General features: G+C 29.2%; 9 protein-coding genes, 5 tRNA genes, 2 rRNA genes and 1 other annotated feature. Of the genes, 15 read left to right on the top strand and 1 reads right to left on the bottom strand.

Annotated features, from left to right (window positions below):
- From DR024_RS15610 to DR024_RS15565, 10 genes are all read left to right on the top strand, one after another.
- A 23S ribosomal RNA gene (locus tag DR024_RS15610) occupies positions 1-262 on the top strand; the annotation flags it as partial.
- Positions 263-362: 100 nt separating this feature from the next.
- Positions 363-479 (top strand): 5S ribosomal RNA (gene rrf / locus DR024_RS15605).
- Between the two features lie 7 nt (positions 480-486).
- A tRNA-Ile gene (locus DR024_RS15600) sits at positions 487-563 on the top strand.
- Positions 564-567: 4 nt separating this feature from the next.
- Positions 568-643, top strand: a tRNA-Ala gene (locus tag DR024_RS15595).
- Between the two features lie 220 nt (positions 644-863).
- Entirely contained in the window at positions 864-1,364 is a 501-nt protein-coding gene (locus DR024_RS15590; protein ID WP_027098646.1) for an HD domain-containing protein, read from the top strand.
- A 15-nt stretch (positions 1,365-1,379) separates the two neighbouring features.
- Positions 1,380-1,892 (top strand): transcription repressor NadR, encoded by a 513-nt coding sequence (locus tag DR024_RS15585; protein ID WP_027098645.1) that lies wholly within the window; start codon positions 1,380-1,382, stop codon positions 1,890-1,892.
- A 19-nt stretch (positions 1,893-1,911) separates the two neighbouring features.
- Positions 1,912-3,306, top strand: coding sequence for an NAD(P)/FAD-dependent oxidoreductase (locus tag DR024_RS15580; RefSeq protein ID WP_065254620.1), 1,395 nt, complete (start codon positions 1,912-1,914; stop codon positions 3,304-3,306).
- A 9-nt stretch (positions 3,307-3,315) separates the two neighbouring features.
- Positions 3,316-3,546: a DUF1667 domain-containing protein gene (locus DR024_RS15575; RefSeq protein ID WP_027098643.1), complete on the top strand. Its 231-nt coding sequence runs from the start codon at positions 3,316-3,318 to the stop codon at positions 3,544-3,546.
- A gap of 58 nt (positions 3,547-3,604) precedes the next feature.
- Positions 3,605-3,797, top strand: a binding site (T-box leader).
- Between the two features lie 58 nt (positions 3,798-3,855).
- A complete protein-coding gene (gene serS / locus DR024_RS15570) occupies positions 3,856-5,133 on the top strand; it encodes a serine--tRNA ligase (protein ID WP_027098642.1) in 1,278 nt (425 codons plus the stop codon).
- Positions 5,134-5,350: 217 nt separating this feature from the next.
- Positions 5,351-5,441, top strand: a tRNA-Ser gene (locus DR024_RS15565).
- Between the two features lie 37 nt (positions 5,442-5,478).
- Here DR024_RS15565 and DR024_RS15560 read toward each other — a convergent pair.
- Entirely contained in the window at positions 5,479-6,288 is an 810-nt protein-coding gene (locus DR024_RS15560; protein WP_111919128.1) for an HAD-IIB family hydrolase, read from the bottom strand.
- A gap of 139 nt (positions 6,289-6,427) precedes the next feature.
- Between DR024_RS15560 and DR024_RS15555 the strand changes: the two genes are divergently transcribed.
- From DR024_RS15555 to addA, 5 genes are all read left to right on the top strand, one after another.
- A tRNA-Ser gene (locus DR024_RS15555) sits at positions 6,428-6,518 on the top strand.
- A 25-nt stretch (positions 6,519-6,543) separates the two neighbouring features.
- Positions 6,544-6,634, top strand: a tRNA-Ser gene (locus DR024_RS15550).
- 130 nt (positions 6,635-6,764) lie between these two features.
- Positions 6,765-7,751: a serine hydrolase gene (locus tag DR024_RS15545; RefSeq protein ID WP_051195980.1), complete on the top strand. Its 987-nt coding sequence runs from the start codon at positions 6,765-6,767 to the stop codon at positions 7,749-7,751.
- A 105-nt stretch (positions 7,752-7,856) separates the two neighbouring features.
- Positions 7,857-11,291: a helicase-exonuclease AddAB subunit AddB gene (addB, locus tag DR024_RS15540; protein ID WP_111919126.1), complete on the top strand. Its 3,435-nt coding sequence runs from the start codon at positions 7,857-7,859 to the stop codon at positions 11,289-11,291.
- The gene (gene addA / locus DR024_RS15535) at positions 11,278-14,979 is read left to right on the top strand and encodes a helicase-exonuclease AddAB subunit AddA (protein WP_111919124.1); all 3,702 of its coding nucleotides are present in this window, start codon (positions 11,278-11,280) and stop codon (positions 14,977-14,979) included. The genes addB and addA overlap by 14 nt, the downstream gene beginning before the upstream one ends.
- Positions 14,980-15,135 lie beyond the last annotated feature (156 nt).

Raw genomic sequence — 15,135 nt, 5'->3', positions numbered from 1 at the left:
GAGAGGAGCTGTCCTTAGTACGAGAGGACCGGGATGGACTGACCTCTGGTGCACCAGTTGTTCCGCCAGGAGCACAGCTGGGTAGCTAAGTCGGGAAGGGATAAACGCTGAAAGCATCTAAGCGTGAAGCCCACCTCAAGATGAGATTTCCCATAGCATAAGCTAGTAAGACCCCTTGAAGAACACGAGGTTGATAGGTCAGAGGTGTAAGTGCAGTAATGTATGTAGCTGATTGATACTAATAGGTCGAGGGCTTGACCAAATTAAAGATATTTCAATGATTATGTGCAATTTTCAGAGAACAACTCTGAAAATATGTTGACAAAATAAAATATAGTTTGTATAATTTATTTTGTAATGAATCTGGTGATGATGGCATAGAGGAAACACTCCTTCCCATACCGAACAGGAAAGTTAAGCTCTATAGCGCCGATGGTACTGCATGGGAGACTGTGTGGGAGAGTAGGACGTTGCCAGGTAACAACTGGATCTTTAGCTCAGTTGGTTAGAGCAACCGGCTCATAACCGGTAGGTCCGGGGTTCGAGTCCCTGAAGGTCCACCATTTTGGGGGTATAGCTCAGTTGGGAGAGCACCTGCCTTGCACGCAGGGGGTCAAGAGTTCGAATCTCTTTATCTCCACCATAAAAGGAATTACTAAAAGTAATTCCTTTTTTTTGTATAAAAAAGTATGATGAAAAAATCACTTCTGAACCTACAATTTTCATAAAAGAGCTATTATTTAAGTTTTAATTAAATAATAGTCTTTTTATTTATATATGAAATATTGTGAGAGAATTGATAGTAGATATTGATAGTGATAATATTAATACGTACACAAGTTTAAATGAGAGGTATAATTATTATGTTATATAGAGTAAAACAATTTATATGGGCTATTACGGCACCATTTATACCTATTAATGAAGAGATATTAAATAAATATTTAAATAAAGAAGAAAAAATTTTATTTGATAAGTTATGTACATCAGATAAACATCACTCTATAAGAGTTTGTAAAGATGCATTAAATATATATTCAAATAAAACTAATATAGATGAAAGGAAACTGGCTAAGATAGCTTTGCTACATGATATAGGAAAGAGTGAGCATAAATTGAATGTAATTGAAAAATCAGCTTTAGTTGTTTTAGATAGGTTTATGAATGGAAAGTTTATTAAATATAGTAATAATAAAAAGGTAGATTTATATTATAATCATCCTAAAAAGTCTATTAATATGTTAAAAAAATCAAATGGAGTATATGATAAAGAATTTTTGGAAGCTATAGAAAAACATCATTATAAAAATATAGGATCTAATATTTATTTAAAAATTATAAAAGAGTGCGATGATAATAATTAAGGTAGGGGGATTTAGATGAATTCTAATGAGAGACGAAAAGACATTATGAAAATGTTACTTAATTTAAGAGAACCAGTTAAAGGAAGTAATTTAGCAAAAAAATATAATGTAACAAGGCAAATAATTGTTAAGGATATAGCTTTATTAAGAGCAAGAGGAGAAAATATTATAGCAACCCCAGATGGATATATGGTAGGTGGAGATAAAGTTAATAAGATTACTGTCATAGTTGCTGTTAATCACAAAGAAGATGACTTAGAGCATGAATTGGGGGCTATAGTAAAGTATGGAGGGGTTGTGGAAGATGTTATTGTAGAACACCCTTTATATGGAGAAATAAAAGGAATGTTAATGATAAAAAATTTAAATGATTTAGAGAGTTTTATAAAAAAATATAATAATAGTAGTGCAAAGATGTTATCTATGTTGACAAATGGAATACATCTACATACTATATCTGCTGATACACAGGATAATATAAATTTAATATTAGATGAACTAAATAAAAGAGGTTTTTTAATTAAGTAGGGTGGAGGAATAATATTTAATGGATTATGATGTATTAATTTTAGGTGGTGGAATATTAGGATGTTCTGTTGCTTATGAAATGTCAAAGTACAATTTGAATATTGCATTAATAGAAAAAGATTATGATATAGTTGATGATATATCCTTTGTGAATACATCAGTAGTTTATGATGGTTCAGAGACATCAAATGAGTTAATGTCATCTCTTGAGAAAAATGGGAGTAAGTTAATCGAAGAGGCATGTTCTAAATTTAATGTTGCCTATAAGAAGGTAGGAGCTTTAAGGATAGTATCTGATGAAAAAGGTATAGATGATTTAATTAATATGTATGATAGGGCTAAAAAAAGAGGTATAGAAAACGTGCATTTAATCGAGAGTTCAGATGTATATGATATAGAACCTAATATAAAGTATGATGTAAAAAAATCATTATACTCAGAAAATGTAGCGATAATAGCCCCTTATGATTTAGCTATAGCATATGGAGAGGTAGCAGCAGATAATGGAGTAAACTTTAGGTTTGAGGAAGAGGTATTAGATATACAGAGCATATCAAAAGGATTTAAGGTAACTACAAATAAAAATAAATTTACATGTAAAGCTGTAATTAATACTATTCCAAATAAGAAATACATGATAGATGGTGAAGAAATTGATAGGCACGAAATAATGAATAACACAACTTATTTAGTAGTAGATGGTGATGATGGAAATTATCTAAATAAAGTCATTATTAATACAATAGATGAAGATAAATTTGTTTTAAATATACCTAATTTATCTAACGGATATATTATTGGAATTAAAAGTTCTCATCAATTAACTGTAGAAGAGGGAATAAAATATGCTAATAAGGTATTTCCAGAGGTTAAAAGAAATAATATAAGTAATATATTTAACGAAGAGTGCAATAAAAACTTAATGTATATTGATGATAGTAAAATTGATATGGGTTATATAAGTATAACAGGAACTCACTATGGGAAAACTACAATTGCACCTGCTATAGCTAAAACAATGAGCTATACTATAGCAAATAATATGAAAGCTACTTATAAAAAGAACTTTGTTGATAAGAGAAGAGAAGTATATAGATTTAGGGAAATGAATAAAAGTCAAAGGAATGAAATAATTTCATTAGATAAGAGATACGGAAATATAGTATGTATTTGTAATCAGGTATCTGAGGGAGAAATAGTTGATTGTATAAGAAGGCCATTGGGGGCAAGAACTATAGAAGGAATAAAGAGAAGAACTGGCGCAGGTCTTGGAAGTTGCTATGGTTCATATTGTGATAGAAAAATATTGAATATTTTAGCAAGGGAAATGAATAAAAGGCCTAGTGATATAGTAGAAGATTCAAAGAATTCTCAATTATGGCCTAGTAGAATTAAAGAATTTAAAGGTGTTTAGGGAGATAATATGAAAGAAACATTTACGAGTATAGTAAGGATAAAGGGCGACGAAAAAAATCGTGTTATATCTGTAAAAAGCAATAAAGAAGTTGATAGAAGTGATTTTGTTGAATTTTCTAAGGTACTAAGTAGAATATATGTTGGAAGTTCAACTAAAGCTGGTGATATTATATGCAAAAATATACTTAATACAGGTATAGATATAATTTGTACAAAGAATATAGATAATAATGTTTAGTAAAATATTGACAAGAAACAACGACTTATAATATAGTAATGATATATTATAATTTAATATTAAACCTGTGAAGAGGCTAGTAATAATAATTACAATTTTAGAGAGTCAGTGGATGGTGTAAACTGATATTTAGTTATTATGAATCCACCTTGGAGGGACTGTGATGAGCAGTACGGGAAACCGTTAAATTATTTAAGTGGATAGATTTTTCTATCAATTAGGGTGGCAACGCGGAGTCTTTCGTCCCTTTTCAAGGGATGAATAGACTCTTTTTTATATGTAAATTAATATGTAGGAGGAATTTGATAAATGTTAGAATTAAAATTTGTAAGAGAGAATCCTGAAGTTGTAAAAAAGAATATTCAAAATAAGTTTCAAGATAGTAAGCTTCCATTAGTAGATGAAGTTATAGCTTTAGATATCGAAAATAGAAAGACAAAAACAGAGGCTGATGAATTAAGAGCATCAAGAAATAAGATATCAAAGCAAATTGGTGCTTTAATGGGGCAAGGTAAGAAAGAAGAAGCTGAAGAAATAAAGAAGCAAGTTACAGCTCAATCTGAGCGTTTAGCACAATTAGAAGAAAAAGAATCAGAATTAGATAAGAAGATTACTGATATTATGATGGTTTTACCTAATATAATTGACCCAACTGTTCCAATAGGAAAAGATGATAGCGAAAATGTTGAGTTAGAGATTTTTGGAGATCCAGTTGTACCTGAATTTGAAATTCCATATCATACAGATATAATTGAAAAGTTAAATGGAATAGATTTAGATAGTGCAAGAAAGGTTGCTGGAAATGGATTCTACTACCTTATGGGAAATATAGCTAGACTTCATTCAGCTATTATTTCATATGCAAGAGACTTCATGATAGATAGAGGATTCACATACTGCATACCTCCATTCATGATAAGAAGTAATGTAGTTACTGGAGTAATGAGCTTTGCTGAAATGGATGCAATGATGTATAAAATTGAAGGTGAAGATTTATATTTAATAGGTACAAGTGAACATTCAATGATTGGTAAATACATAGATACAATATTACCAGAGGAATCATTACCTCAAACTTTAACTAGCTATTCACCTTGCTTTAGAAAAGAAAAGGGAGCTCATGGAATAGAAGAAAGAGGTATATATAGAATTCATCAGTTTGAAAAACAAGAAATGATAGTTGTATGTCATCCAGATGAAAGTAAGATGTGGTTTGATAAGTTATGGAAGAATACTGTTGATTTATTTAGAACTTTAGATATACCAGTAAGAACTTTAGAATGTTGTTCAGGAGATCTAGCAGACCTAAAAGTTAAATCTATAGATGTGGAGGCTTGGTCACCAAGACAAAAGAAGTACTTTGAAGTTGGAAGTTGTTCTAACTTAGGAGATGCACAAGCTCGTAGATTAAAGATACGTGTAAATGGTAAGGATGGTAAGTACTTCGCTCATACATTAAATAATACTGTAGTTGCACCACCTAGAATGTTAATAGCATTCTTAGAAAATAATTTAAATGAAGATGGATCAGTAAATATTCCAAAAGCATTACAGCCATATATGGGTGGGATGAGTGTTATAAAGTAATTATTTAGGCTAGTTATTAATTGATGACTAGCTTTCTTTTATTGAATAATAAAATAGGGTATTGATATAAATAATTGAAGTATATTGTGATATGAAAAACATGAAGAGACGTGAGAAATAGAAGAATTTAATCACATTATTTTATATTTTAAATAAAAAAAGTGAAATTTTTATTGACATACTATATAAAAACTTGGTATAATACAATTCGTGATATGGAGAGATGGTCGAGTTGGTTTAAGGCACCGGTCTTGAAAACCGGCGTACCTTCACGGGTACCCAGGGTTCGAATCCCTGTCTCTCCGCCACAAAAAAACTCAACAAATTGTTGAGTTTTTTTTATTTCTAAATACAGTTGTGAATAAACTTTGCAACAGAGTTATCTGTGTTTTTGCCAATTATTTTAGTTGAAATATCTTTTAGATCTTGTACAGCATTTCCAACAGCATAACATTCGTCAGATATATTAAACATAGGAATATCATTTAAATTATCACCAAAGGTTATTAAATTTTCAAAGTTATATCTATTTTTTATTATGCTAATAGCATTTGCTTTTGAAGACTTTATGTCATATATCTCTAGATTAATTATATCCTTATTATAGGTATCTCTATATTTAACAATATATAAGTCACTAAGTAATTTTAATTTTTCATATAGTGTGATAATTTTATCTTCATAGTCCATGATTGTAAAATATAAAACATCAAAGTTTGGATTTAATTCTCCCTGGATGAAGGTTTTATATTTAGTTGCTTTTCTTGAATTATAAAATTCTAACTGGTAAGGATGTACAAGTTTATCATAATATACGTAAAGGTGATTATTATTAATAGTATAAATAAAAGCATTAATATTAAAAGATTTTATTAGTCGATATACTTCTAATCCTTTTTCCTTTGGTAGAGAAGTGAAGTTTAAATATTTATTATTCTTTATATCATATATTGCTGCACCGTTCATAGTTATTATGGGAAGCTTTATATTAATGTCTTTTAGTATATTAACAATAGTGGCTGGAGTTCTTGCGGTTGCAATAGTAAAATTAATACCACTTTCTATTGATTTATTTAATAAAATAGCACTTTCTTTAGATACCTCAGCAGAATTATTCAATAAAGTACCATCTAAGTCTGAAACAAATAAAGTCATACTTTACCTCCTAATATAAGATACTTTATTATATAATATAAATTAATTATTTTAAAATAATCTATAAAAATATAATTTAATTTTAAATAATCTGTTGACAATATATTGTGTGGTTGATATAATAGCATCTGTAAGTTATGGAGAGATGGTCGAGTTGGTTTAAGGCACCGGTCTTGAAAACCGGCGTACCTTCACGGGTACCCAGGGTTCGAATCCCTGTCTCTCCGCCATTATATTTTTATATAGAAGGCACATGGAGAATTACTCAAGTGGCTGAAGAGGCGCCCCTGCTAAGGGCGTAGGCTGGGCAACTGGCGCCCGGGTTCAAATCCCGGATTCTCCGCCAAAAGGCATCTAATTTTTGTTAGATGCTTTTTTTATATTAAAAATATTACAAAAGGGTAACAAATTTTATTTGTCCGTAAAATTATATGTGTTACAATTTATAGTGTATTCATATACGGTGGGGGGATAAAGTGAAGAATAGTATGAGGAATAACGTTAAGAGAAAGCAAATGCTTATAGTGATTATAATAGTTATATTAATTTCTAGTGTTGGACTTATTGGGGTATCTAATGTGATTACAACAAAGGCAGATGATCGAGAAAAGTTAAAAGTTAAGAATGAAAGAATAATGAAGTTAAATGAACAAATTAAAGAAATATATGATAATGAAAATAAAGCTATAGATGAAGCAATAAATACTATGGTAAACGGATCAAATAATTACGGAGTTTATTATGAAGATTTAATAAGTGGACAAGTTATAGCTTACAATGAAAATAAATATTTTACTGCAGCAAGTACTATTAAAGTGGCACTTGTTATGAATGTTGCAGATACAATACAGCGAGGAGAATTAAAAGAGACTGATACAGTACTTTATACATCTGAAGAATATGAGGGAGGAACGGGGATACTTCAAGATTACGTAGTTGCTGGTAAAACAGAGGTAGAGGTTTCTAAGCTTATGGAACTAGCTATAACTTATTCTGATAATATAGCTACACAGATGTTAAAAAAGACCTGTGAGCCAATAAGCTCCTATGTATTAAGAATGACTGGTGAGTCTAGAAATGATGAAATAAATAATTTAACAGCAAAACAGCAAGGGATAATATTGAGGAGATTATATGATAACCCAGATAATAATCCACTTTATGATATTATAATAGAACACATGAAAAATACTATTTTTCATGATAGATTGGATAAATATCTACCTTATGAGATAGTAGCTCATAAAATAGGAAGTTATAACGAATATACACATGATACAGGAATAGTATATTCAGAAAGACCATATTCATTATCTGTTTATACGAAATCTATTAATCCTGAACCTATAGCCAAGCTTTCAAAGATAATATATGATTTAAAAATAAGTACTGATGAGAAAGTTAAATCATTAAAAGAATCGTATAAAAATGAGTATGGTATAGATTTAGAAGAAGTTAATTAGAGTATCTAACAAAGATACTCTTTTTTTATATTTATAATACTTATAAAATAGAAATATAGGGAAAGTATTAAAAGAAGAGATTAAATTCTTATAGGAGTAAAAAGTATGGGAATAAGATTTATTTATGGCAGGGCAGGAAGCGGAAAAAGTACATATTGTTTAAATTCAATAAAGAATAGGCTAAATGATAATAATGGTAATACATTAATTTACTTAGTACCTGAACAATATACATTTCAAAGAGAAACTATGTTATTAAAAGATGTAGGAGAAGAAGGCTTATTGAGAGCGCAAGTTTTAAGTTTTAAAACTATGGCTCAAAAGGTTTTCGATGAATGTGGTGGAAGAGTTCATGATAGAATGAGAGATGTTGGAAAGAGCATGCTTATTCATAAAATATTGCAAGAAAGTGAAGAAAATCTTCAATATTTTAATAGAATTTCAAAAGAACAGGGATTTACAGATATAATATCAGAAACTATAACTGAATTTAAGAAGTATAACGTTACTCCTAGTGTATTAAGAGAAGGATTAACTAAAATAGATGATGAGGAGTTAAAATCAAAGTTAACAGACTTAGCTAATATATTTGAGAAATTTGATATAAGTATTTCAGAAAACTTAGTTGATACTGATGATGAACTAACATACTTAGCAAATAAGTTAAATAATTGTAGTTTATATGATAATGCAGAGATATGGATAGATGAATTTACAACATTTACTCCTCAGCAGATGGAGGTAATAAAAGGATTAGCTAAGAAGTGTAAGGAAGTAAATATAGCTCTTTGTATGGATGAAGTTAGCAGTGGTGATGATAGTGAAGTAACTGATATATTTAATTCATTAAAAACAACAGAATTAAGAATACTTAACATGATGAGAGATGAGCATATAGGATATGAGAAACCAGTAAATTTAAATGATAATAAAAATAATAGATTTAAATATAACCATGAGTTAAAGCATCTAGAAAAGTATTTCTTTACATATCCATTTAAAAGTTATAAGCAAGATGTAAATACTATACGTTTGTATAAAGCTAATAATTCTTATGATGAAGTTGAGAATGTAGCAAAGGAAATATTAAGATTTGTAAGAGATAAAGGATATAGATTTAGAGATATTTCAGTTGTATGTAGAAATATAGATGATTATGAAAAAATAGCTACAGTTATATTTAATGAATATGATATACCATTTTTCTTAGATAAAAAGATTGATATATTAAGCAACCCATTAATCGTTCTTATATTATCATCAATAGAAGTTATGATTAGAAATTGGTCATATGAAAGTGTATTTAAATATCTGAAGAGCGGTTTAGTTAACATTGATAGTAATGAAATAGATATTTTAGAAAATTATGTGCTTGCTAATGGGATAAAAGGATTTAAGTGGACTAATGAATTAAGCCTATCAGAAGAAGATAATGATGAGATAGATCCTATAAAAGTTATGATTAAGGTTAGAGAACCATTAATTAAGTTACATTCTAGAATAAGAGGTAATAAGAGTGTAAAAGCAATATGTACTGCTATTTACGAGTTCTTAATTGAGCTAGACTGCTTTAATAGGATAGAAGAGTGGATAAGTGAATTTGATGAGTATGGTATGCAAAGTAAGGTTATGGAGTACCAACAAGTGTCAGAGATAGTGATAGATATATTAGATCAGGCAGTTGATGTTATAGGAGAAGATTTAATTACAATAAATGAATTCTATAAGATTTTAAATGCAGGATTTCAAAACAGGGAGATAGGTATAATACCAGTAGCATTAGATCAAGTAAACATAGGAGGTATAGGAAGAATAAAGGGGAGAAATGTAAAAGTACTATTTATAGTTGGAGTTAATGATGGGGTATTACCAGCGGCAAATAAGGATGAAGGTATTTTATCTGATAGGGATAGAGATTTGCTTAAAGAAAATGGGATAGAGTTATCATCAAGTACTAGGGCTAAGGTCTTTGAAGAACAGTATATGGTATACACTGCGTTAACATTAGCTAGTGATTACTTAATGATAAGTTATCCTATGGCTGACTTTGAAGGAAAGTCATTGAGGGCATCTATTGTAATACCAAGATTAAAGAGGATTTTTCCTAATCTAATAGAAGAAAGTGATTTATTTAATTTAAAGGAAAAATCAGATAAGTATAGCAAGGTTACTGCTCCAATACCAACTTTTAATGAATTAATATTAGCCTTAAGAAGAAACTACGAGAATGAAGATGTAGAGGATTATTGGAAGGATGTATATTGTTGGTATAAAGATAAGGAAGAGTTTTATAATAAGTCAGGAAATATACTTGAAGGGTTAAAATATTCTAATGATGGAGAAGTAGTAGCTAGAGAAAAACTTAAGAAGTTATATAGCATAAAAGATGGTAGATTACTATTTAGTGTTTCAAGATTAGAAAATTATGCAGAATGTCCATTTTCATATTTTATAAAATATGGCCTTAAAGCTAGGGATAGAAAAGTATATGAATTTTCAGCTCCAGATTTGGGTTCTTTTATGCATGAAATTTTAGATGAGTTCACTAATAAGGTTAAGAGAGAAAGAATATCTTGGTCAGAATTAAACTCTGAAAGATGTAGGAATATAGTATCTGATTTAATAGAAAAAAAGCTGATTGAAGATAGTAATTCTATACTTAATAGTAGTAAAAAATATAAGTATTTTACTAATAGATTTAAAAGAGTTATAGCAAAGTCTGTATCAGTTTTAGCTGAACAAATGAGAAAAGGACAATTTGAGATATTTAGTAATGAATTTCAATTTGGTAATTTAAGAGATGAAGCTCCAATTAAGCTAGAACTACCTTCGGGAGAAGAGGTATATCTTACTGGAAGAATAGATAGAATAGATAGTTTAGATCTTCATGGAAACACTTATATAAGAGTAATAGATTATAAATCAGGTTCTAAGAAGTTTGATTTAAATGAATTATATTATGGATTACAAATTCAGTTATTAGTTTATTTAGATGCGATTCTTAAGAATTCGGAATATATACTTCATACTCAAGCTATGCCAGGGGCAATATTATATTTTAAAATTGATGACCCTATTATAAAAAGTAAGTCAGAGCTTCAGGATGAGGAGATAAGAAAACAAGTATTAGATAAGCTAAAGATGAATGGATTGCTTTTAAAGGATGCTGAGTTAGTAAAAGCAATGGATAACGATATGGAGACATATTCATTAGTAATACCAGCAACATTTAAAAAGGATGGAGATTTTTCTTCAAATAGTTCAGTAATTACTGAAGAGCAATTTAACATATTAAGAGAATACGTTAATTTTAAGATGATTGAGTTATGTGAGGATATGTTAAGTGGAAAAATAAGAATAGAGCCATGTAAGAATCAAAGAACTTCTTATTGTGATTACTGCGATTATTCAGCTATATGTCAATTTGATACGAGTATAAAAGATAATAAATATAAACTTGTTTTAAAGAAGGATGATAAAGAAATATGGAATGATATGATAGAAAAGGTTAAAGGAGGTTCAGAGGATGGGGGAAACTAAGTGGACAGAAGAACAGCTTAAGGCGATAGAGACAAGAAGGTGTAACTTATTAATAGCAGCAGCAGCCGGTTCAGGAAAAACAGCTGTATTAGTTGAAAGAATAATAAGAATTATAACAAATGAAGAGAATCCAGTAGACATAGATAGATTATTAGTTGTTACGTTTACTAGTGCAGCTGCATCAGAGATGAGGGAAAGAATAGCATCAGCTATAACAAAAGCATTAGAGAAAAGTCCAAATTCAAAGAACCTTCAAAAGCAACTTACATTATTAAGTAGAGCTAATATAACTACAATGCATTCTTTTTGTTTAGACGTTATAAAAAATAACTTTCATATAATTGATTTAGACCCTGCCTTTAGAATATTAGATGAAACAGAAGGAATGTTATTAAGAAGTGAAGTATTAGAGGAATTATTTGAAGATAAATATGAAAATGATGATAAAGAGTTTTTAGATTTAGTAGAAGCGTATAGTGATTCAAAAAGTGATGATAAGTTAAAAGATATAGTATTAGATTTATATAAATTCTCAATGAGCGGCCCATGGCCTCAAAGATGGTTAAGAGATAAGAGTGAAGAATTTAATATAAATACTATTGAAGAATTAGATAAGAGTTCGTGGATGAAAGTATTTATAGAAAATTTAGTTATTGAGTTACAAGGGTTAATTAGTATGGAGGAAAAGGCATTAGAGTTATGTGAAGAAACTAGTGGTCTTGAACCTTACATAGATACCTTTAGAGATGATATAACAATGCTACGAATGATATATGAACATCTAGGTGCTGGAGTAGAGGAAATATATAATAGATTATCTTCAGCTAGTTTTTCAAAATTAAAAACTGTAAGGAAAGCCAATGTATCTGATGAGAATACTCAAAGTAGAGTAAAAGCTATAAGAGATGATGTTAAAAAGAAAATAAATAAGTTAAGAGATGAAATATTTTCTATGACACCAGATGAAATGTTACATTCAGTTAAAGCATCCTATACTTATATGAAGGCACTATCTAGTCTAGTGATAGAATTCCAAGACAGGTTCTCTAATGCTAAAAAGGAAAAGGGAGCTTTAGATTTTAATGATTTAGAACATTTATGTTTGAAGATATTAACTAGTGAGGACTCAGGGGTTGCTGATAATTTTAAGGAATATTTTGATGAAGTATTAGTAGATGAGTATCAGGATTCAAATGCGGTTCAGGAAGCAATTATAGATTTAGTATCTAGAAAATATAGTAATGATCCTAATGTATTTATGGTTGGAGATGTTAAACAAAGTATATATAGATTTAGACAGGCAAAGCCAGAATTATTCCTTGAAAAGTATAATACTTATTCAAAAAAACAAGGAAAAAATATAAAAATTCAACTTTATAAGAACTTTAGAAGTAGAGATGAAGTAATTAAAGGTGTAAATTATATATTTAAGGAGATAATGTCTAGAGTCGTTGGGGAGTTAGAATATACTGATGAAGAGGCTTTGAATTTAGGTGCTAGTTATAGTAAAACAGAAGATGATAACTATGTAGTTGGTGGAAAAATAGAATTAAATATATTAGATAAGTCAACAGAGGTTGAGGAAGAAGTATTAATTGAAGAAGAAGATTTAGGCACTATAAACCTAGAGGCTAGAATTGTTGCTAACAGAATAAAAGAGTTATTAAGTAATAAGGATGGGAAAGTATTTAAGGTATTAGATAAAGGAACAGGAGAATATAGACCTGTAACGTATAAAGATATAGTTATACTATTAAGAGCTACAAAAAATTGGTCAGAAGTATTTTTAGATGAACTTGGTGCTGAAGGAATACCAGTTTATGCTGATACTGGATCAGGATATTTTGAATCAATAGAGATAAGAACTATAATGTCTTTACTTAAAGTGATAGATAATCCTATGCAAGATATACCTTTAATAGCTCTATTAAGGTCACCTATAATGAGTTTTTCAGCTGAAGATCTTACCAATATTAGATTAGTAGATAAAGATAAATATTTTTATGAGAATATAATATCTATATCAAAGGAAGAATTTGATTGTGAGAAAGAGCTTATTGAAAAGTGTAATATTTTCTTAGAGAGATTAAGTGTATGGAGAAAGAAATCTATATACACACCAATAGATGAATTTATATGGTATCTATATACGGATACTGCTTATTATGGATATGTTGGAGCAATGCCAAATGGAGTGTTAAGACAGGCCAATTTAAGAATACTTTTTCAAAGAGCTAAGCAATATGAACAAACAAGTTTTAAAGGATTATTTAATTTTATTAACTTTATCAATAAGCTAAGAAAGTCTTCAGGGGATATGGGAAGTGCTAAAGTTTTAGGTGAGAATGAAGATGTTGTTAGAATAATGAGTATACACAAAAGTAAAGGTCTTGAGTTCCCAGTAGTATTTGTGTGCGGCTCAGGAAAGCAATTTAATTTAATGGATTTAAATAATAATATCTTATATCATGAAGAGCTAGGATTTGGTCCAGAACTTGTTGATTTAGATAAGAGAGTAAGTTATCCAACTTTACCTAAGGAAGCAATAAAGCAGAGAATAAGGCTTGAAACATTATCAGAAGAAGTAAGAATTCTTTATGTTGCATTTACTAGAGCTAAGGAAAAGTTAATAATAACCGGTGCCGTTAATGGATTGGAAAAGTGGATAACTAAGTGTTGTAATGCTGCAGCTTTAGACAAGGATATAATACTTCCATCAGAAGTATTAAAGGGTAAATCTTATTTAGATTGGATTGGGATGGCTATATGTAAACATAAAGATGGAGAAATTTTAAGAGAGTTAGTTGGATCAAATGATATAAGGATAAAAGATGATTTATCCACATGGAGTGTAAAAACATGGACTAAATCTGATTTAGTTGTGGATAAAAAAGATTCTGATGTGGATGAAATTAATGAAGATAATCTGTTAATAAATTCTGATTGTTCATCTGTGGATAAAGAAATAGAAAGAAGATTAGATTTTAGATATAAGTTTAGAGAATCTACATTAATAAAAAGTAACTTTTCAGTTTCTGAACTAAAAAAGAAGAATTTTGAACAGGTTCCTGTAATAGATACAGAAAATTTATTTAAAGAAGATATATGTAATATAAAGCCTAAATTCTTGCAAGAAGAAAGAGAACTTACAGCAGCTGAAAAAGGTACAGCGATACATTTTGTAATGCAGAAGATAGATTTAAGTAGAGTAAATACTATTGAAGAAATAAAAATACAATTAAAAGATTTTGTTGATATGGAACTACTTAGTAAAGAAGAATATAAAGTAATAAATCCATATAAGGTTAAGAAGTTTTTCATTAGTAAACTTGGGGAAAGAATGTTAAGTGCATATAATAGAGGAGATATAGTATATAGAGAGATACCATTCTATACAGAGATAGATGTTCATAGAATAAATCCTGATTTACCGAAAGAGGTTGAAGGGGATAAAGTTAGATTACAAGGAGTTATTGATAGTTTCTTTTATGAGGATAATGAAGTTATACTTTTAGATTATAAAACTGACTATGTTGAACAAAGTAACGAAGAAGAGTTAATAAATAAGTACAGAATACAAATTCAGTATTATAAAGAAGCTTTAGAAAAAATAACCAAGACGAAAATAAAGGAATGTTACTTATATTCATTTTATTTAGAGAAGGAAATATTAGTTGAGGTGAACTAGAAAATATCTAGTTCACCTCCTTTTTTATGTCTAGAAAAGTATAAAATTTCAATTAGCTATAAATCAAAGGTATTATTACATTTTCATATTAAAAAATATAAAATAAAGGATAGTAATTTTATAATTTCCTTACCTTTAGTACGTATGGAGTGGATA

It is taken from the genome of Clostridium paraputrificum, assembly GCF_900447045.1.
GTDB classification, from domain to species: domain Bacteria; phylum Bacillota; class Clostridia; order Clostridiales; family Clostridiaceae; genus Clostridium; species Clostridium paraputrificum.
The sequence above is the reverse complement of the archived record's forward strand: the minus strand, read 5'-3'. Positions and strand labels throughout refer to the sequence as shown.